At 55.1% G+C, this 20,293-nt stretch carries 14 protein-coding genes; 4 read left to right on the top strand and 10 right to left on the bottom strand.

The window, feature by feature from the left end; genetic code table 11:
* Positions 1-33: 33 nt before the first annotated feature.
* Positions 34-1,098, bottom strand: a complete 1,065-nt coding sequence (locus tag U8U01_RS04590) for an SIS domain-containing protein (RefSeq protein WP_367575597.1) — start codon at positions 1,096-1,098, stop codon at positions 34-36.
* Positions 1,099-1,123: 25 nt separating this feature from the next.
* Positions 1,124-1,924, bottom strand: coding sequence for a fructoselysine 6-kinase (gene frlD / locus U8U01_RS04585; RefSeq protein ID WP_322170997.1), 801 nt, complete (start codon positions 1,922-1,924; stop codon positions 1,124-1,126).
* Between the two features lie 388 nt (positions 1,925-2,312).
* Between frlD and U8U01_RS04580 the strand changes: the two genes are divergently transcribed.
* Complete coding sequence (locus tag U8U01_RS04580) at positions 2,313-4,097, top strand: extracellular solute-binding protein (protein ID WP_322170994.1); 1,785 nt, start codon at positions 2,313-2,315, stop codon at positions 4,095-4,097.
* 53 nt (positions 4,098-4,150) lie between these two features.
* Positions 4,151-6,796, top strand: a complete 2,646-nt coding sequence (locus U8U01_RS04575; protein WP_322170992.1) for a response regulator — start codon at positions 4,151-4,153, stop codon at positions 6,794-6,796.
* 29 nt (positions 6,797-6,825) lie between these two features.
* Here U8U01_RS04575 and U8U01_RS04570 read toward each other — a convergent pair whose 3' ends face one another.
* A complete protein-coding gene (locus U8U01_RS04570; RefSeq protein WP_322170990.1) occupies positions 6,826-7,488 on the bottom strand; it encodes an HAD hydrolase-like protein in 663 nt (220 codons plus the stop codon).
* A 108-nt stretch (positions 7,489-7,596) separates the two neighbouring features.
* Between U8U01_RS04570 and U8U01_RS04565 the strand changes: the two genes are divergently transcribed.
* Together U8U01_RS04565 and feoB are read left to right on the top strand one after the other, a co-directional pair.
* Positions 7,597-7,821, top strand: coding sequence for a FeoA family protein (locus tag U8U01_RS04565; RefSeq protein ID WP_322170987.1), 225 nt, complete (start codon positions 7,597-7,599; stop codon positions 7,819-7,821).
* Between the two features lies 1 nt (position 7,822).
* The gene (feoB, locus tag U8U01_RS04560) at positions 7,823-9,910 is read left to right on the top strand and encodes a ferrous iron transport protein B (RefSeq protein ID WP_322170984.1); all 2,088 of its coding nucleotides are present in this window, start codon (positions 7,823-7,825) and stop codon (positions 9,908-9,910) included.
* 89 nt (positions 9,911-9,999) lie between these two features.
* Here feoB and U8U01_RS04555 read toward each other — a convergent pair whose 3' ends face one another.
* From U8U01_RS04555 to U8U01_RS04525, 7 genes are all read right to left on the bottom strand, one after another.
* The gene (locus U8U01_RS04555; protein WP_322170981.1) at positions 10,000-11,286 is read right to left on the bottom strand and encodes a methionine gamma-lyase family protein; all 1,287 of its coding nucleotides are present in this window, start codon (positions 11,284-11,286) and stop codon (positions 10,000-10,002) included.
* Positions 11,287-11,328: 42 nt separating this feature from the next.
* A complete protein-coding gene (locus U8U01_RS04550; RefSeq protein WP_322170978.1) occupies positions 11,329-12,066 on the bottom strand; it encodes a GNAT family N-acetyltransferase in 738 nt (245 codons plus the stop codon).
* Between the two features lie 82 nt (positions 12,067-12,148).
* Positions 12,149-12,397: a preprotein translocase subunit SecG gene (gene secG, locus U8U01_RS04545; RefSeq protein WP_322170976.1), complete on the bottom strand. Its 249-nt coding sequence runs from the start codon at positions 12,395-12,397 to the stop codon at positions 12,149-12,151.
* 371 nt (positions 12,398-12,768) lie between these two features.
* Positions 12,769-15,423, bottom strand: a complete 2,655-nt coding sequence (locus tag U8U01_RS04540) for a hybrid sensor histidine kinase/response regulator (RefSeq protein WP_322170973.1) — start codon at positions 15,421-15,423, stop codon at positions 12,769-12,771.
* Positions 15,424-15,449: 26 nt separating this feature from the next.
* On the bottom strand, positions 15,450-15,809 hold the full coding sequence (locus tag U8U01_RS04535; protein WP_322170970.1) for an Hpt domain-containing protein: 360 nt from the start codon (positions 15,807-15,809) through the stop codon (positions 15,450-15,452).
* A gap of 125 nt (positions 15,810-15,934) precedes the next feature.
* Positions 15,935-18,061 carry a bifunctional diguanylate cyclase/phosphohydrolase gene (locus U8U01_RS04530; protein WP_322170967.1) on the bottom strand — a complete coding sequence of 709 codons (2,127 nt, stop codon included), beginning with the start codon at positions 18,059-18,061 and terminating at the stop codon, positions 15,935-15,937.
* Between the two features lie 290 nt (positions 18,062-18,351).
* Positions 18,352-20,292 (bottom strand): FtsX-like permease family protein, encoded by a 1,941-nt coding sequence (locus tag U8U01_RS04525; RefSeq protein WP_322170964.1) that lies wholly within the window; start codon positions 20,290-20,292, stop codon positions 18,352-18,354.
* Between the last annotated feature and the right edge of the window lies 1 nt (position 20,293).

Below are 20,293 nucleotides of genomic sequence, written 5' to 3'. Positions count from 1 at the left end.
TTTTCACAAATTATATGCAGAACGCTGGCGTGGTTAGTAATCAAACTGCCGGTAATACCGGCGGATGGACAAAGGATGCCGCAAGAACAACTCCAGATAGGCATCCACCCGGTTGTTGACGGCGTGCATCATTAGATGGGAGATGGAACCCCGGAACGCTGGGGATATCCCCGCCATGGGCAGTTCCCTGGTGTCAATGACCGTATAGTTGCCACAAACTTTTGGCAGGAACCGGGCTACCCGCTCTGCCAGGGGGCGTTGCTCGTCCTCTCCCATAAAGAGCGTGACCGGGGTGTCCGCCGTGATGACCTCCTGCATCCCGTGAAAGAACTCCGGGCAGGTGATAGACCGGGTGCGTATCCACATCTGCTCCTCCCAATAACACATGGCGTAGGAGTAAGTAGCCCCCCACTGGTTGCCAGCGCCGATAAAGTAGTGGGGCAGGTCTGGGTGTGCCTTTAGGAATGCCGCCTTGTCTTTTGCGTACTGCCACGCCCAGGCATCGGCCAGTTTCTCTATGTTGGCCAAACCCTTGGCCAAGTGGGCCTCCATCTCCTGATTATACTGCGGGTATTCTGGGAACTCCCCGTTTTTTGCCATCAGGTAATTCGCCACCATATAGAATTTCAGTTGCTCGTTTTTGGGATAAAGCACCAGGTGATCCCAGTATTCCGGCTGTGTCAACACAGAACCAGGCGTATCGATAAAGGCCACCACCCTGGCCCCCACCTGTTTTACCTTTTTCACAAGCTGTACCATTTCCGGCGTATTACCGGAAAAGCTGGAGTATATCACCACCGACCGCTCTGTAAGCCGGCGGTTACCGGTAGTCAAGTACTCCGCTGCGTTCTCCGCCCGCACATCCAGGGCGGAGCGGCCCCTAAGATAGACCTCTACCTGCATAGCCGAGGCATAGGTGCCGCCAATCCCCATAAAAAATAGCCGGTCGAACCCCTCTTCCCAAAGGGTGTCCATGATCTTCTCAATCTGCGGGCGCAGGGCCAATGCCCCATTGACACTGGCTAAATCCCCCTGCTCGTCAAAGTTGCGCAGGCAGGGCCCCTGGCTCTCTGCCCAGGCTTTCGGTTCATATTGCATGGTTGCTACCTCCCATTTTGCACGATTATATTTCCCATGCTCCAAAATACTGTAATGTTTCCGTGGCGGCGGCCGCCCCCTTTTCCATCGCTGCCTGTATGGGGGCCCCATCTACAATGCCGCTGAGGAACCCGGCAATGTAACTGTCCCCGGCCCCCATGCTGTCTACCAGTTTGGGGCATGGGATGATGCCAAAGCTGTGGAAATCCTGTCCGTCGTAGCAAAGGCTGCCCTGTTCCCCCAACATGGCCGTTACCAGGCGTGGGCCCTGCGCCGCGTAATGGCGCAACTGCTCCCGCAGGGCGGAGGAGTCGCCCCCTTCTGCGGAGAAAAACAGGTAATCTGTATAGGGGATAGCCCGGCGGCTGGCAGGGTCCTCCGGCCTGGTGGCGCAGTCAAAAGCTGTGGGGATACCCATCGCCTTTATTTGAGGGAAAAAGCCCTCCACTTTACCCCACAAGTCGCAGACCACCACATCGTGGGTCCCAATAAAAGCCAGGTCATCTTGGGAAAGTGTGTACCCGGCCAGAACCCCTTCCTCATAATCTCCAAAAATCCGTTCGCCATTCCGCAGTTCTACCTGTGATACCGCCGTACTACCAGGCAGTATATGTAGATGGGACACATCTACTCCCTTTGTGGCCATCGCCCGGTGTATGACCTCGCCGTACCGGTCGTCACCCACCGGCCCAATGTAGGAGGCAGCCCCGCCCAACCGCAGGGTATATACAGCCATATTCACCGGCCCTCCACCTGGGCAGGCCAGCCCATTTTCCACATTCCAGTAATAGTCAATGCAGTTGCTGCCAATCGCGGCAAGTTTCATGGTTTCCCCTCCCTATGGCAGGTTTTTTCTCCCTGCTTATTTGTTTATTATAGCAAAGCAGAGCATATAAGTCAAATGTTATATGGCGTGTACCGGCAACCCAATTTACGCCTGGCTCTGTGGTTTTGTCCGCCTATCATGTGCCTCGCTTTTTGGTCTTTTCCTCCCCCTTCCCAGTAATTCCCATGCCACTAACGGCCTGCTGTCACCTTAAGCCGCCCCGTATCATAAAATAATTATTACTGGGTGCAAAAACCTCCCAATCCCCTCCCTCATACAACCAAATTTCCTTGACGTGGCCCCTCATCCCGTGTATAATGATTTATATTACTTTTCTCATAATAAACACCCTCAAAGCACCTTTTGAGAGAGGAAAGGAAATGTGTATATGCCTACAAAGATTCTGCGTCCCTTGCTGGGGCTGGTTCTGGTACTAGCCCTGTTGCTGTCCGCTTGCACCTCCACGCCGGCGGGTACCCATCCTTCCGGGGAAAGCGCTGCCCTGACCTGGATGGTCTGGAACGGTTATGATGATTTCCTGGCCCTGCTGGATGAAACCTGTCCGGATATCGAACTGGAATTTATCCCCAACGCGGGCGCAAACCGCACCGGCTATGGCTGGGTCTGTATGCGTGCCGATGATACCCCCGACATCTTCATTACTTCCCAGATTATGGACCAGGAACTGGCGCAAGAGCACCTGGCTGACCTCTCTGACTATGACTTCATCAACAGCTTTTCCACTTCTGTGCTGGATCAGGTGGCTATTGACGGGGGCATTTACCTGCTGCCCGTCAACTATGCTATGTACGGCATCTTCTACAACCAAACGCTCATGGAGGAGCATGGTTGGGCCCTGCCTACCAATTTTGCCGAATTGGAGGAACTGTGCCAAGAAATCGAGGCGCAAGGATTGGTCCCCGGTGTGTTGGGCACCCTGCTTACCGGCAACTCCTTTTCTGCCGTATTTAACCTGGCTAAAACCGGCTGGCTTACCACCCCAGAAGGCGTGGTTTGGGAGCGGGACTTCCTTGCCGGGAACGCTACTGCCGCCGGGCATTGGGAAGAAATCATGGATTATGTCCAGCGCTATATAGATGCCGGTATGTTTACTACAGACCCGAAAGACCGCAATAACCCCCAAGTCCTGCTGGATTACCTGGGAAACCGGAAGGCCGTTTTCTGTACGGCACAAATGACTGTTAATATCACCGAATTGCCGGATACCGGGGACAAACTGGGAATTATGCCCTTTATCAGCGAGCATGGGGATAAAAACGCCTACGCCTACAGCCCTACCAGTTTTATTGGTATCAGCAGGCGTCTTACTGAGCCTGGGAACGAAAAAAAGCTGGAACAGGCCATCCGCTTGCTATCCCTGCTTTTCTCCCCACAAGGACAGGCTACTTTTATCACCGAGGAAACCCCCTGTGTGCTCAGTGCGCTCAACAATGCTCCCCTCCCAGAAGGTTCCTTGATTGGTGACGCCCAGCAGGCCATGCGGGAGGGCCAGGCTTTCCCCCTGACCTTTTCCTCCTGGGGCATCCTGCCCGACCTGGGCCAATCTTTTAAGGAATGGTTCCGGGGCGAAAACGGTATGGACGGTTCAAAGTGCATAGCCCGGATGGACGAATTGCAGCAGGATTACCTGAACCACACCAGCCAACTAGCCTTTTGCGAAAGCACGGCTGATTTCACGCTGGAAGAAACCGCAACCCTTGTGGGCAAGGCATTGGGCAGCGCGTCAGGCGCTGATGCTGCCGTGATCCCTATAGCGGACACGTACCATGTAGGTGGGGCCAACATTTCAACCGGCATTTCTACAAGGCTTTACAAGGGGCAAATCGACATGGACATTGCCTATACCATTTGCCCCTCTACCATCGGTGAATATGCCCTGATGACCATGACCGGGGCCCAACTTAAGGCATTAACAGAAAAAGGGTTCGACGCCGGGGATGGTATTCCCTATCCCTATATAACCGTAGTCAAGGGCGGCGGGGAACCAGAGGACGATAAAAGCTACCAGGTAGCATTCCCCATGCAGGGCTACACGGATGAAACTGCCAAAACCTATCATGCCCAGGTTATAAGCGGCTCACTTTGGGATTTTGTGCTGGACTGGCTGAAGGCACAGAAAACCGTTTCCCCTGACGGCAACCCCTGGAATTAAGAGGGTACAGGGGCCCTTGGCTATAAGCACTTTAAGAGAGAGGATGAGGGAGTATGCGCTCCAATGGCCAAAAGAAAAAACTTATCCTAGCGATTGCCCTGACAGCCTGCCTGCTGCTGTCTATGCTGGCAGGCGGTACCCTTTTCACCCGGTATCAGCAGGCACAGATTTTTAAAGAACGCACCGCCCAGCTTTTGGAAATCACCGCCCAGGTACGGGCCAACCTGGATACCGCGCTGGACACCCACTGGAACTACCTTACCGCCGCAGTCAACCTGTTGTCCTCTCAAAAATTGCATACCCCTGGGGACGTTATCCAAACTTTAGGTGAATTGGAACAGTTGCTGGACACACAAAGCTATGGTTCTACGCTTATGCTGCTGGACAGCCAAGGCCATTGCCACGATGCGGCAGGAAAACATGGCGTATGGTCGGATATTGACCTAATTTCTACTGGGGATGAGCGGTATACCTTTATTACCGATAGTTATATTTACCAAGGAGGCTACTGGGCCTTTGTAAAAAAGTTGGACGCGCCTTTGGAAACCGTGGACGGTAGCACGGTTTTTACCCATGCAGTGCTTTTAAAAGGCGTACATACCCTTACTGGGTACTATGACAGTGACGCTTATGGCAGCCAAAATGAAACGTATATCTTGAAAAGCAACGGTACCCGTATGCACGATGAAAACTTGGCAGGCGGTACCATCCAGGCTTATAATGTCCTAAAAGCGCTGGAAGAAATGGAAGGGCAATCCATCCCGGATATACGGGCTGCTTTGCAGGAAGAGCATATCATCAGTTCCAACTTCATGTACCAGGGCCGGGAATACTTCTACTGCCTTGCGTCACTGGAAGAATACGGCACCCTACTTATGTTCCTGATCCCGGCGGAGTTCGTGGCGTCGGGCACGGTAGAGATGGTGGGAGCTACCATCCGTACGCTGCTAAGTCTGGCCGTAGGGCTGACTGTACTGCTGTTCCTGGCAGTGGCTGCCATTATCCAACAACAAAGCGGCGCCCGCCTGTTCAAGCAGGAACAGGAGAACCGGCGCAGGCAGGAATACCTGAACCAGCGTCTGGAGGAATCCAACGCGATGCTGGCGCAGTCAAAAGAGGCCGCCGAGCAGGCATTCCGAATCGCGGAAGAAGCCAACCGGGCAAAAAGTTCCTTTCTCTCCAATATGAGCCATGATATCCGCACCCCCATGAACGCCGTGGTAGGCTTTGCCTCCCTTTTGGCCCGGGATGCCGAAAACCCCGAAAAAGTGCGGGAATACACCAAAAAAATCACTGCCTCCAGCCAGCATCTATTGGGGCTGATTAATGACATCCTGGATATCAGCAAAATAGAAGCCGGGAAAACCGTGCTGAACCTCTCGGATGAGAGCATGGTTGATCTGGTGGAAAATATCGATTCCATTATCCGCCCACAGATGAAGGCAAAAGGGCATAGCTTTGAAGTGTACAGCCGGGACATCCGCCACGAGCACGTAGCCATGGATAAGCTGCGGCTGAACCAAATCCTGCTGAACCTGTTGTCCAATGCCGTCAAATACACGCCAGAGGGTGGGTATGTTTCCCTAACCGTGCAGGAATTGCCCCAACACACAGGGCAACTGGCACGTTACCGCTTTATAGTGGCGGATAACGGCTACGGCATGAGCCCGGAATACGTCGGCAAAATTTTTGGTGCTTTTACCCGCGAGGAGGACAGTGTTACCAATAAGATACAAGGCACTGGGCTGGGTATGGCTATCACCAAAAACCTGGTCGATCTGATGGGCGGCGATATTTTGGTAGAGAGCGAAAAAGGAAAGGGTTCTACCTTTACGGTGGACCTGGAACTGTGCATCAGTGAGTATGCCATCGACCATGATTTCTGGAAAAAGCAGGGGATCACCCGGCTTTTAACAGTTGACGATGACGAGGATATCTGCCGGAATATCCAAATGGCCATGGAAGAAACCGGCGTTACGGTAGAATATGCCCTGGACGGGTCCACTGCCCTCCATATGGCCTTAGCTGCGGAAAAAGAGGGCAACGGCTATCACATCATCCTGTTGGATTGGAATATGCCCGGGCTGGACGGTATGGAAACCGCCCGGCGCATCCGGCAAGAACTTGCCACCCACACCCCCTTGCTTATCCTAACCAGCTATGACCTGCCCGAGGGGGAGGCAAATGACGGCATGGGGGTAGACGCGTTCTTACCCAAGCCTTTCTTCCTCACCAGTTTCCGGCATCGGGTAAACGCATTGTTGAACCACGTTACCACACCGGCAGCAGAACCCCCCGGAGAACACAGCACCCTACAAGGTATACACATCCTTGTAGCGGAAGACAATGAGATCAACGCAGAAATCCTTAGCGAATTGCTGGATATGGCCGGGGCAACCTGTGACCTCTTCGAAAACGGCCAACTGGCTGTGGATGCCTTTGCAAACTCTGCGCCCGGGCAATACCAGCTTATCCTTATGGATGTACAGATGCCCGTTATGAACGGCTATAAAGCCACGCAAACCATCCGTGGCCTAAGTCACCCGCTGGCAAAGAGTATCCCCATTATCGCCATGACGGCCAATGCCTTTGCCGAGGATATCCGCGACGCGCTGGATGCCGGGATGAATGCCCATGTAGCCAAACCCGTCGATATGGCCGTGCTGGAGCAGACCGTTAAAAGCCTGCTGGAAGGGTAATGACCCTCCCCTATGCCTCCTCTCCGGGTTCACTCTCCTATTCGCTCCCCGGCCAGCGACAGGCACAGTTCCTGTAGTTCGCCCACATTCCTGACCAGCCACTTTGCCCCGGCCTGGGCCAATTCGCCTGCCGGGGCATATCCATATTCCGCACCAATGGTTTCCACACCGCAAGCCAGTGCGCCTTCCACATCATAGCGTCTGTCACCTATCATCACCACTTGCGCCAGCTCCGGCCCTCCCAGCATCCGCAAGGCCTCTGTTACCACCAGCGCCTTGCTGGGCCGGGAACCATCATCCCCCACCACTACGCTGAAAGCACCTTCCACCCCGCGCATAGCCAGTATTTTCCGGGCGCCCTGCTCCCGCTTGGAGGTTGCCACCCCCAGTACGGCTACTTCTCCCAGCCGGGTAAGCAGCCTGTCCATTCCCGGATAAAGTTGGCTCTGGTATACCCCCCAGGCATTGTATTTTTCTCGATATATGGAAATAGCCTGTTGGGCTGCGGCCTCATCCATCCCACAAAATGCCGTAAATGACTCCATCAGGGGCGGCCCGACAAACTGCCGCAGGAATGTTTCCTCCTGCTCCGGCCAACCCAGCTTTCCTAACGCATACTTGACACTCCCCATGACCCCCGCGCCTGTGTCGCATAAAGTCCCATCCAGATCAAACAGAAAGTATCTCTTCATTTTTACATCCCCTCTTTCAGACTGTTTCTCCATTATAACACATTGCCAAAGATTTTTCATTGACAATCCGCCAAAGGAAGCGTAAAATTTTAAGGAGGAGGAATGGAAATGACACTACTAAGCGGACAGCCGGCGGCAAGTTATCTGGTAGAGCAGGTGGACCTACCACTGGAACTGTCACGAAGACTAGGGGCCTTGGGCCTGATGAAAGGGAGCCGTGTAACCGTACTGCGCAAAAAGCGCCGGGGCGCCATGATCATCACCGTGCGGGGAACGCGTTTCGCCGTGGGGATGGGCATTGCCGGGCACATTACCATAAAGGAGGCGGGTTGACATGGCAGGGGAACTCACTATTGGCTTTGCAGGCAATCCTAACTGTGGCAAAACCACGCTATTTAATGCATACACCGGGGCCAATTTAAAGGTAGCCAACTGGCCGGGCGTAACGGTGGAAAAAAAGGAGGGCCGTTTCCGTTATCACGATAACGAATACCGGCTGACAGATCTTCCCGGTGCGTACAGCCTAACCTGCTATACAATGGAAGAGCAGGTAACGCGCCAATACATACTCAGTGATGAAGTAGACGTGATCATTGATGTGGCCGATGCCTCGGCCTTACAGCGCAACCTCTACCTGACCCTACAACTCATCGAACTGGGCAAGCCGGTTATTTTGGCACTGAACATGATGGACATTGTAGAAAAGCGGGGTATGGAGATCGACACCCACCGCCTGCCAGAAATGCTGGGCATTCCGGTCATCCCCGTTTCAGCCCGGCGTAAAACCGGCCTGGATATCCTCATGCACGCTGCCGCCCACCATGCCGGCACGCCCTCTGATGTGCCGTTGATCCATCACCACGGCAACGTGCAGGCGGGACATACCCAAAGCACCCGGGCTCCTGCAGGGCAACGGCACAAGCACCAGCACCATAGCGAGTACGCCATGGTTTACAGCGACCTCATTGAGGACAAGATCGACCTGCTGACCGAAGAACTGCAAGCCCGCTGGCCCCGCCTGCAAAACTATCGCTGGCACGCGATCAAGCTGCTGGAAGGGGACCGGGAATTGCTGGAGCGCTATCCTATCCACCGGCCTGACATATTGGACCGCAGCTATGAGCAGGATATCATCAACGAGAAATATGACTTCATTGACGAGATCATCCAGGAGGTAGTCGTCAACCGGGAAGAGCGTACAGCCCTTACCGACCGGGCCGACAGCCTGTTGACCCATCGCCTTTGGGGGCTGCCCATTTTCCTGCTGATTATGGCAGGGGTATTTTTCCTAACTTTCACCGTAGGCGACTGGCTAAAGGAATACTTCCAAATGGGCCTGGACTGGTTTTCGCTGGGTACCCTAAACTGGCTGGAAAACCTGGGTGTAGCCCCCCCGTTGATTTCCCTGATCGTAGACGGTATCATTACCGGCGTTGGCGGCATTTTGACTTTCCTTCCCAACATCATCATCCTGTTTCTGGCCCTGGCCTTTCTGGAGGACAGCGGCTATATGTCCCGGGTTGCCTATGTAATGGATGGCATCATGGGCAGGTTGGGGCTATCGGGCCGGGCCTTCATCCCCATGATATTAGGCTTTGGGTGCAGCGTACCGGCCATTATGGCCTCCCGCGCCCTGGAGAACAAGCATGACCGCTACAAGACCATGCTCATCACGCCGTTTATGTCCTGCAGCGCCCGCCTGCCCATCTATGTGCTGTTTTCTGAGATGTTCTTTCCCAACCACGCCATGCTGGCTGCCTACTCCATGTACCTGTTAGGGGTAGCCGTAGCCGTGCTGTGTGCCTTTGTCATGCGCCTACTGGAGCGCAAAAAAGCCACCGGAAATACCCTGCTGATCGAACTGCCAGAGTATAAGGCCCCCAGCGCCCACACTATCTTCATCTATGTGTGGGAGAAGGTGAAGGACTACCTGACCAGGGCCGGTACGGTGATCTTTGTAGCCTCCATTATCATGTGGGGGTTGTTAAACTTTGGCCCGGCAGGCTATACGGCCGGCAACATGACAGACACCTTTGGCTCCCTGCTGGGGCGCTGGCTGGTTCCCTTCTTCGCACCTTTAGGGCTAGGGTACTGGCAGATCGTAGTCGCGCTGATTGCCGGGATATCTGCCAAAGAAGTGGTCGTTTCCAGTTGTGCGGTGCTCTTCAGCGTCGGCAATGTAAACTCTGCGGCGGGTATGGCCAGCCTCTCCACCATATTGACCGGCATGGGCTTTGGCCCGGCCAACGCCTTGGCTCTGATGACCTTTTCCCTGCTGTATATCCCCTGCGCGGCCACGCTGGCCACCATCAAAAAAGAAACAGATAGTTGGCGCTGGACTACCTTTGCCGCAGTATTCCAAGTGGCCACCGCCTGGGTGGTAAGCTTTATCGTTTACAACATAGCGGCACTGGTATTTTGACAGGCAACCGCACATATCAAAAAGGGAGGTACCTCATGGCGCCTCCCTTTTCGTGTGATTATTTCCTTCAAGGGCACATTCCTGTCCCCTTATAAATGAACCAACCCGGCCTTTACCATTTCATTGGCCGCCATTAGCACACCTAACTCCCCACTGGGGAAATTCAAGCCACCTTGCATCCAAACCGCATAGGGCTCCCGCAAAGGCCCGTCTGCCGAAAGTTCAATAGACGACCCCAAAGTAAACGCGCCTGCCGCCATAATAACCTCACTGTCATACCCCGGCATGGGGCTGGGCTCCGGGGTCACAAAGGCATCCACCGGCGAGGCCTGCTGGATCCCCCGGCAGAAAGCAATTAATCCCTCGCGGGTACGCAATTCAATGGCCTGGATGATGTCCGTGCGCAGTTCCTCTACACCCGGCGTAACAGCAAAGCCTAATTCGCTGAACAGCGCTGCCGCAAACACGGCCGTTTTTAGGGCCTCGCCCGCCACAAAAGGCGCGTGGAAAGCCCCCATAAAAAGCTCCCGGTTATGCCCCAGCGTACAGCCCAACTCACGGCCAGTACCGGGGGTAGTCAGGCGGTAGGCACATAGCTCCACCAAGTCCTTCCTTCCCGCAATATACCCCCCGGTTGGTGCGATCCCCCCGCCCGGGTTTTTTATCAGCGAGCCCGCCATCAGGTCAGCCCCATGGGCCACCGGCTCTTCCCGCTCAATGAACTCACCGTAGCAGTTGTCCACCATTACAATACAACCAGGTGCCTTCCGTTTGGCCAGCTTTGCCAGACGTTCAATCTCCTCCACTGTCAGCGATGGCCGCAGGCTGTACCCCCGCGAGCGCTGGATGTAAAGCATCCGGCAATCCGGGGTAATCTCCCTACCCAGTTCCGCATAGTCAGGCGTACCGTCCGGCAGCAGGTCTACCTGCTCATAAACAATGCCGAAATCCTTCAGGCAACCCGGTTCCTCCCGGCCCGGCAGCCCAAATACACCCTGTATAGTATCATACGGGGTACCTGTAGCGCATAGCACGGTATCCCCTGGTCGCAACACCCCAAACAACGCAACCGTTAAGGCGTGTGTACCGCTGACGAAATTATACCGTACCAGCGCATCTTCCGCACCAAAAGCCGTCGCATAGACCTGGTCCAGTATATCCCGGCCCCGATCGTCATAGCCATAGCCTGTACTGCCGGAAAAGCTACTCTCACTGACCCGCGCCTCTTGGAATGCCGCCAACATTTTCTGCTGGTTCCACCGTTGTACTTCCGCAGTCCTGGCAAATTGCCCGCCTGCCCGTTGTCGGGCAACCTGAGCCAATTCCAGCAGTTTGGGGCTCACTGCAAAGTAAGGGTAATTCTGCAAAATAAACATCCTTCCTATATACTTTCATTTCGATTTTCATAACCCAAGGTATCACGGTTTCAAAACGCCCGTTCGCCACCTATCTACCGGCCGATAGCCCAGCCGCCGGTAGAAAGCCCGGTTTTTACCTGCCTCCCGCAGTAGGTAAATCCTCCGTCCCCCCAAAAGGCGTTCCATCTGTCTTACCAACGCACTCCCAATCCCCTGGCCCCGGCAATCCTTCCGCACAGCCACTGCGGTAAGCAGGGCCTCTTGTCCCCACAAAAAAGCGAATGCACACCCGGCCAACCTGCCCTCTGCCTGTTGGCTAATAGCCACAGCCCCGCCATGCCGCAAACGGTGGGAGATATCCAAATAAAACCCTTCCCATTCCAACGCCATCCCCCCATCAGCTAGCAATTCCCACATTCCTCGCAGCGTCCGGCTATCCGGCTGCGCGGTTATCTCCGCTGCCTTCACTCCCACAGGTAGCTGCTTTGCCAGCACCGGTCCACCAGCCTGGCAGCATATCCCCAGCATCTGCGCCAGCCTGGCCGGGCAAAACACGCTGTCCGGCCGCAGCATCTTCACAAAAGAGCGTACCTCCTCCAGGTTTTGGGGCGTTCCCGCCAGGGAAAGCGTACCGTCCATCAGACCAAGGGCTAGCCCTTCCCCCTGCCAAAACTGGGCAAAGGGCCGGGCAAATCCATATGCCCCAGCTAAAGTAGCCAGCTTACAGCCAAATGCTGTCCCCCGGCAAGTGGCAAAAAATAACTCCTGCTGGGGCAGGCTCTCTACAAAACAGAGCATCCCATCTCCCCCTCATTGCGCCAAAAAAGGCCCCGCACCCGGCGGGGCCTCCCTCTTTACCAGATAAGGCAAAGTCTGCCCATCACTTTACGAAATACATCACCGCATTAGCCACCAGCACCAGCACAAAGAAACCAATCGCAATGACCTTTGTCCACTTAGACAGGAAAGCATCCACAGAACGGGCTTTATTCTTAGACAGGAACGTATCCGCCCCGCCGGTCACAACGCCCATATTTTTCTGGTTCCCCTCCTGCAAAAGCACCACCAAAATGATTGCTACCGAAAACAACAACAGTGCTATGGCAAATATGATCTCTAATACTGTCATTTTATCTTCCTCCACATCCAATATCTTGTATAAGTATAGCATAGTTCACACTGGTTTGCAAGTCCCAAATCGCAGATAGGGACAAAACCTGTAAAAAATTTTTGGTTTGTGCATAAGGCGCAACCATCCGGCCACAATAGTATCAAGCGGCACGGATGCGTTTGCGTGCCCGGCAGACGGTTCGCCCAAAAGGGCCGGGATTTCCCGATAGACCGTTCCGGGCTCCGGCTGCTCGCCCACTGACACAGCCGGAGCCCGGTTTTGCCAGCGGGCCAATTTTTTGCCCTCTTGCAAAGGGCAAAAGTATGCTCTTGCCACCGTTTGCCTACTCACCGGTATATACCCAGCTAAATCACCTATGCCATTCCCAGTTACGTTTCATTTGGATGGCGCTGATGGCGTGCCTCCCGCTCGTTGACGAACTTCTCCAACAGCCGGGCAACCTCCCGCACATCAATAGGCTTTGCAATGTGGGCGTTCATCCCCGCTGCCAGGCACTTCTGCACATCTTCAGAAAAAGCATCCGCCGTCATTGCCAGAATAGGCAAATCCGCATCCGGGTGATCCAACTGCCGGATAGCCTTTGCCGCCTCGATACCTGTCATTACAGGCATACGGATATCCATCAGCACTGCCTGGTAGTACCCGGCAGAGGACTGCTCCAGGCGCGAAACACAAATTTGCCCATTCTCGGCCCAATCCAGTTCCATGCCGAATTCGCTTAGTAATTCGCTGGCAATCTCCCAGTTCAACTCGTTGTCCTCCGCAACCAGTACCCGCATACCAGAAAAGTCGAACTGCCGCTCTTTTTCCTCTTCGCCAGCCCTTTCTTCCTGCACAAACTGGCGCAGGCCATAGAACAGGGTAGACTTAAACAGTGGTTTCGCAATAAACCCACTGATGCCCGCTGCCCTGGCCTCCTCTTCAATGTCGCTCCAATCATAGGCCGAGATCAGCAGAATCGGGATGTTCTCCCCCATGCGGTTGCGCAATTCCTTGGCCGTATTGATGCCGTCCATACCGGGGAGTTTCCAGTCAAGCAAAATAATGTGGTAATCATTGCGCATACGGTGCCGTTCTTCCACCTTAAGGATCGCACTCTCCCCAGAGAGGGTCCATTCCGCGTTGATACCAATAGCCCGCAAAGAGGCAACCGCGCTCTCACACAACTGCTTGTCATCGTCCACTACCAGCATATTCCAGTTGGGCAGCATCATTTCTTTCTCAGTGGTGTCAGCCCGCTCCATATCCATTGTGAGGAAGAAGGTCGACCCCTCGCCCTGGACAGAATTCACCCGGATTGTCCCGCCCATAGCGTCCACAATATATTTGGTAATCGCCATGCCCAGCCCAGTCCCCTCGGTACGGTGGACACGGGTATTGTCCTCTCTGGCAAAGGAGTCAAAGAGATGCCGCATAAACTCCGGCGCCATGCCAATGCCATCATCCTGCACCTGTAGCTGCACCCGTACGTAGCCAGCCCCCTTCGGAGATTCCTCTTCCTTCAGGGTAACTTGTATGGTACCCTCTTCCGGCGTAAATTTAATGGCGTTAGAAAGCAGGTTCAACATCACCTGGTTCAACCGCACGCTGTCTGTCAGCACATTCTCCGCCGTGATATCCAGGATAGATACGCCAAATTTCTGGCGTTTGGCCTTTACCTGGGGCTGCACGATACTGACCATGCTCTCCATCATTTCCCGTAGGGAAACACGGTCATAACTCAACGTCATTTTTCCGCTTTCAATCTTGGACATATCCAGTACGTCGTTAATAAGCCCCAACAGGTGCCGGCTGGAATTGGTAATCTTGGCCAAGCAGTTCTGAACCTGCTGCCGGTTGTCCAGGTTGGCTATGGCAATCGCCGTCATCCCCACAATGGCGTTCATCGGCGTGCGGATATCGTGGCTCATGTTCGAGAGGAACTCGCTTTTTGCCTTATTGGCACGCTCCGCCTCCTGCTGGGCCGTTTCCGCCTCCCGGCGGGCCTCCACAGCCAGGCTCAATGCGTTTTCGGCAGCTTCACGGGCGTTTTCCATTTCCTCCAGTTGCCGCTGGTTGATCTGATAATAGCGGATAAAGATCAGCACCAGCACCACAAAGACGATCCCACAGGCCACCAGGCTGATGCTAACCATTTGGCTGCTCATCCGGTCCAGGTTGCTGTCAAGGGAATCATAGGGCATACAGGTCAGCAGGTACCACTCAGAATAGGAAAGTTTGGTACCAAACACGTGCCGCCGTTCCCCCCTGATAGATATCTCATTCGAATAATTCTCCCCCGCCAGCATGGCGGCGGAAAGTTCATCAACATAATCCTGGGCCGTGTGCCCATCCAACGGGTCGTAAAGGGCATAAACCCGTTCAAAATAGTTTTCCCGTGTTGCGTCGCTGGTCCGAATAACAAAGCTGCCGTCCTCCCGGATGATAAACGAGTAGACCTTGTTATCATTCTCCTGCAATGCCAACGTTTGGGTGATGTAATCGACCGGTATGCTGGCCACCAAAGCCAAGGCCTCCTGGCCGTTGTTCATCAGGTAGTCTGAAGGTACGCCCAGCAAAATCAGGCTATTCCCCATGCTGTCTGTCCCTACCGCCACCTTCGGCTCCCCGGCCCGCAGCGAGGAAAGGTAAGGTTCCGGGTCCGTAATCGTAAGTTCTTCGCCAAAAATCATTTCGAACTGGCCGTCATGCCCCAAAAGTGCCAACTGGCCAAAACGCCGGCCCCTGGCCGTGCTTTCCAGCTCACGCCGTACATCTTCCCGGCTCATGTTAGCCCGCTCGTAAGCAGGGCGGATATCGCTGACCATAGTCTCCACCTGATCCAGCCGCAGGGCAATGGTGGTTTGAAAGTGCATGGAGATCTGGTCGCTCATGCCGTGCATATAGGAATCGCCCACCTGGGTGATGGTCGTAAAACTCAGCTTGTCCATATACTGGGCCAAAAAGACAAAACCCCCCAGTGTAACGATCGTCAGCACAACAAAGCTGCCCACCAAAAAGTGGATCGGGTTTCGCTGTTTCATGGTCGCTTTCCTCCTCCCTGGGCCTGCTATAGCCCCGCTTTATACTCCTGGATAGCGCCAGCAGTACGGGCATAGTCCTCCTGCACCTGGCTGTATAGGGGGACCGCCTCAGGGGTCAGGCCGCCCCGCAGGGCTTCGGTAAGCTTGCTGCTGGAATCCTGCAACGCGGTAAAACTCAGGTTCTGGCACATCCCCTTAATGGTATGCGCCGCCCGGAAAGCCTCTTCGTAATTCTCCTCCTGCCACGAAGAAGTCAGCAGTTCATAGGTCTTATCGTCCAAAAACTTCAGCACAAACTTCTGGATAAACTTTTCGCTGGGCAGCCGGCCACTTACCTCCCGGTAGTCGCCACCTAGTTTGTCATAGCATTCCTGTAAGGTCATCATAACTGCCTCCTTAGGCTTTACTTGTGTTAGCAATCGCGTTCCCGCGGCTTTTTACCGCTACACCAGGGCACTGCATCCTATAGCGCCATAACCATAACGCCCACCGCGCCCTTTCCCGGCCGTCCTTATTTTGCCTTCCCCTCTTCTTCTCCATCCCCATAGGCAATAATCTCCGACTGGTTGGTATACACGCTGGCGCCCTTTGCCTCGGTCAGGGAAGTTTCTTTCCCGTCATAGAATTTATACTGGCCCTTTCCGGCCTGTTTAACCGCGTACAGGGCCTTATCCGCCGCGCCCATCAGCGCGGTAAAGTCTGCGCCCATCTGCTCGGTGGTGGCAACGCCCATGCTGATGGAAATCGTGAACCCACCAAAATCCTCCCCATGCAGGGCGCCATAAATACGCTGTATAATCGGCTCCAGCTCCTGATGGTATTGGATAAAGATGATGTATTCGTCCCCGCCGGCCCGTGATACAATGTCCCCGGTACGTGTAACCTGTTTCAGCCTCTCCGCAATATGTACCAGCAGGTTATTGCCGAACAAATGCCCATAGGTGTTGTTTGCATCCTTAAAATAGTCACAGTCAAAGAAAGCCAGGGCATAGTTGGCGTCCGGGTTCTCTTTTAGCCGGGCCTCCGCCTGCTTTTGGGCGCTGGTCAGGTTTAAAAGGCCCGTCAACTGGTCCATAGAGGCCCGCCGCTCCAGGTTCTCCAAATAACTCCGGGAACTGTGGATATCCACCGCCTTGCCAATGGCCCCCCGCAACTGGGCGGGCTCGTCGTCCGTCCACAACGACTGCATGACAAAGCGGTACCACTTCAGCTTGCCGCCGCAGTCCAGTTTCCCTTCCAGGCTGACTGTGGGCTCTTCCGGCGTTGTGCTGGCCAGGGCCTCGTGGAGGCGTTCGCCCATACCCTGGCTGAAAAACGCCTGCACCCTGGGGTCCTTAAGAGGTTCTACCACAATCTCTTCCAGCCCCAGTTTCCTGGCGCCCCAGGCGTTCAGCGAAACCACTTCCGGCGATAAGCTGTACTCAAACTGTATCTCCTTGCTCATAGCCGCAAAGAAACTGTACTTCATCCTTTCATGCTCCAGCAGGCGCAGGGTACGGTTGCTGGCGCTAAGTTCCGTATGCTGGCTCATTTTCTCCACGTAGCTGTCCAAATCCTCTTGGGGTTTCTCCTGGGTTTCCCCCTTGCCGCCCAGCATTTCCTGCAGGGTATCCGCAGACTCTCCCAGGCATTCCAGCAGCAGAGGGTTAAAGCTGCCGCACTCCCCGCCGGTAATCATGCTGATAGCCTTCTCGTGGGAAAACGCCGCCTTATACACCCGCTCGCTGGTAAGGGCGTCGTACACGTCCGCCATAGCCACCACCTGGGCGGCTATGGGTATCTCGTCCCCCTTCAGCCCATCGGGATAGCCCCGGCCGTCCCACCGTTCGTGGTGCCAGCGGCATATCTGGTAGGCAACCTTCACCAGCGGCTCTTCCTGGTGCACCGAAAGCCCATCCAGCATTTGCGCACCAATCTCGGAGTGGGTCCTCATCACCTGGAACTCCTCGTTGGTGAGCCGCCCCGGCTTATTCAATATTTTCTCGTCAATGGCGATCTTGCCGATGTCATGCAAAGCCGAGGCTTCGCTGATCAACGCAATATCCGCCTGGGTCAGATGGTACTGGTTGCTTTTTTTTGCCAGCCGTTCCAGCAACACTTCTGTCAACCGGCGCACGTGCACCACGTGCAGGCCGCTTTCCCCGTTGCGGAACTCCACAATATGGCTGAGGATATCGATCATCAAAAGGCTATTCTGCTCTTTTTCGTAGATCTGCTCGGCCACCAGGGCCTCCAGTTCCACCTGCTTGGCGGAGGTCAGCAGGGTATTCATAACCCGCCGCTGGACTACTTCCCCGTTAAACGGCCGGTTGATGAAATCCGTGACCCCCAGTTTCAGCGCCTGTGAAATCCGTTCGGCGCTGCCCTCTGCCGAAATCATGATCACCGGGATCGTTTCAATCCACCGCCGCTGGTTCATAACCGCCAGCACTTCCATGCCGTCCATGCCGGGCATCACAATGTCCAGCATGATCAGGTCGATATCCGAGGCGTGCTTTTGCAGTTCATTAACCGCCTTCAAGCCGTCATTCGCCTCTATAATATCGTAGTCCCCTTCCAGCATATCTGCCAAAATGGAACGGTTCATCTCCGAATCGTCCACAATCAATATTTTCTGTCTGCGTTTCTTACCTTCCATACAGGACGGCCCCTTTCAAGCTTGAAAGTATACACTGGTATTATAATACAGATTACCCCAAATAGCAAGCCACCTACAGGGAATATCCATATGTTTTTTTATACTTTTGTAACCCACCCCTTCCGGCAGCACCCCGCAACACCGGTTGTCGGGGGGATACCAGGCGAAAAAGCAGGCAATATGCCTGCTTTCCCCCAAATCTTGCGCCTGCTCCCTCCACCACCACAAAAGGCAGGGCCCAGGTTTCCATCCCAGGCCCTGCCTATACCTCTGCCGACGAAAACGTCCCCCTACTCCTTCCCCTTCGCGCTCAACAGGTAGATGGGGTCTATGCGGAAACCCCGTGCCATGATCCCCAGTGCCAGCACCAGCACCAACAGGCTCAACCCTAAAGGTGCCGCCGCGCACACAGCCATCGGGCGTTCCACCTCTATCTCCACCTGGCCTGCCAATTTTCTGCCCGCTGCCCAAGGGCTGTACCGGGTGTCATAGGCAAAGCGGCTGTCCAATTCTTCGGCGGATTCCACCTCCGCCTGGGCCACAGGCCGCTCCTGCTCCTGCACAAGATCCAGCGCCAACACCCCACACAAACTTCCAACTCCTGCCGCCACTAGGGTCAGTACCATCAGCCCTGCCAGCAGGGAAACCCTGCACTGGCCCTTTGTCACGCCCAAGCTGCGCTCAATGGCCGTGCGCTTTTTCTCCTTTACCACAAAGAAATACAGCAGTAGCACCACAATGGCCAATGCCGCCAGCGCGCCGGCCATCAACAGCAGCAGGGCCATGCTCCGGCTGTTGCGCAGGGCTTTCATCACCTCCATATACCCCCGGTCGTCGTAGGTAACCTTCAGGTTATCCGACCGGGGCACCGCCGCTTTCAGGGCCGCGTCAAATTCCGTAATCGTCCCGTTCGGTATCTGGAAAGAGGCCACATACCGGCTCATCTGCTCATAGTGGGCGATGTTCTCCCCATCGCCGGCCCCCACCGAATTGGCAGGGATGATGAAGGTGTCCACCCATATACCCGGCAGGTAGTCGCTGTAAATACCCACAATCTCGTATTCCTGCTGCCAGAAGGGCTGGTACCACTCCCCCTGGGCGTTGAACAGGCTGAAGTCATAGGGCAACTGGCCCTGGTACCCCAGCCAGGAGGTGTCCCCATAGTAGGAGCAGAGGAAGGCCAAATCCACCTTATCCCCCACCTGCAACTGGTTAATGGCCGCCAACTGCTGGGGCACCATGCATACCGCTGCGCCACTGGCAAACTCCTCCGGGGTTATCTCCCTGCCCGCGTTCATCTTGGCCGTATCCTCATGCCAATCCGCCAGCACCTCCAGGCTGTCGGTGGGCAGGCTGGTAAAGGTGTGGTCCTCCTTCTGGTACAGCTCCGCCCACTGAATGTACCGGTAGCCCGGCTGGCCCTTCTCATAAAAATCCCCGCCCGTCACAGGGGTAACGGAGTCCCGGTTGGTCAATGCCTCCCCCTCGGCTGTCACCCGCCCCTGGGTAAACCAGCCGTCGCTGGCAGCATTACCCTGCACGTCGCACTGCCCGGAATGGGGGGCAACATAGGACGTGTACTCCAACCCATGCGCCGGGCAGCCCCCGGCGTTATGGTAATAGCTGACGGTACTCACGTACCGTTCCCCCGCCTTCAGGGGGCAGGGGTTCTCCACACTGCACTCCTGGCAAAAGGGGAACACATCCCCCACCTTCATATCCTGCTCGTTGCTGCCATCTATGCCCAGGTTGGCGGTGCCCATCTGGCTAAACAGCACCTTTGTAACCTCCACCTCCACTATATGCCCATCCAGGCTGTCCGCCAGCGGGGTAAACTCTACAATATGCCGTTTCAGGTACCGGTGCGTTTTCGTGGGGCTCAGTTCCGGCAGATAGGACACATAATAGGGCCGGTACGCCGGCTCCACAACATAGTCCGCACCGGGGAAGAGCAAATCCTCCGGCAGAATATACCCGCCATAGTCCTCGGTGGTACGGGTGCTGGTGCCATAGCAGGGGTCAGGCACAACCCGCGCGTCCACCGACACAGGCAGTTGCTCTATGTAACCCACGGTAGAATAGCTGTCCTCTACGGTCTGGATGCGCCGGGTATTCTCCAAAGTCATCACCAGGCCAGTAACCACCAGGGCGGTGCTGGCAGCCATCAGCAGGAAAAACAGCAAAGCCTTGCCGGGCTGGCGCAACAGTTGTTTGATGCTGTAAGTAAACATA

The sequence above is a fragment of the Acutalibacter caecimuris genome (genome assembly GCF_034335085.1).
Lineage (GTDB): Bacteria > Bacillota > Clostridia > Oscillospirales > Acutalibacteraceae > Acutalibacter > Acutalibacter caecimuris.
Note: the sequence above shows the minus strand (reverse complement) of the source record. Positions and strands in the feature narration are given on the sequence as shown.

Coding starts and splice junctions, on each gene's coding strand:
- U8U01_RS04575 (WP_322170992.1), top strand. CDS start 4,151: ATGCGCTCCAATGGCCAAAAGAAAAAACTTATCCTAGCGATTGCCCTG.
- frlD (WP_322170997.1), bottom strand. CDS start 1,924: ATGAAACTTGCCGCGATTGGCAGCAACTGCATTGACTATTACTGGAAT.
- U8U01_RS04535 (WP_322170970.1), bottom strand. CDS start 15,809: ATGATGACCTTACAGGAATGCTATGACAAACTAGGTGGCGACTACCGG.
- feoB (WP_322170984.1), top strand. CDS start 7,823: ATGGCAGGGGAACTCACTATTGGCTTTGCAGGCAATCCTAACTGTGGC.
- U8U01_RS04570 (WP_322170990.1), bottom strand. CDS start 7,488: ATGAAGAGATACTTTCTGTTTGATCTGGATGGGACTTTATGCGACACA.
- U8U01_RS04580 (WP_322170994.1), top strand. CDS start 2,313: ATGCCTACAAAGATTCTGCGTCCCTTGCTGGGGCTGGTTCTGGTACTA.
- U8U01_RS04540 (WP_322170973.1), bottom strand. CDS start 15,423: ATGAAACAGCGAAACCCGATCCACTTTTTGGTGGGCAGCTTTGTTGTG.
- U8U01_RS04590 (WP_367575597.1), bottom strand. CDS start 1,098: ATGCAATATGAACCGAAAGCCTGGGCAGAGAGCCAGGGGCCCTGCCTG.
- secG (WP_322170976.1), bottom strand. CDS start 12,397: ATGACAGTATTAGAGATCATATTTGCCATAGCACTGTTGTTGTTTTCG.
- U8U01_RS04530 (WP_322170967.1), bottom strand. CDS start 18,061: ATGGAAGGTAAGAAACGCAGACAGAAAATATTGATTGTGGACGATTCG.
- U8U01_RS04565 (WP_322170987.1), top strand. CDS start 7,597: ATGACACTACTAAGCGGACAGCCGGCGGCAAGTTATCTGGTAGAGCAG.
- U8U01_RS04555 (WP_322170981.1), bottom strand. CDS start 11,286: ATGTTTATTTTGCAGAATTACCCTTACTTTGCAGTGAGCCCCAAACTG.
- U8U01_RS04525 (WP_322170964.1), bottom strand. CDS start 20,292: ATGTTTACTTACAGCATCAAACAACTGTTGCGCCAGCCCGGCAAGGCT.
- U8U01_RS04550 (WP_322170978.1), bottom strand. CDS start 12,066: ATGCTCTGTTTTGTAGAGAGCCTGCCCCAGCAGGAGTTATTTTTTGCC.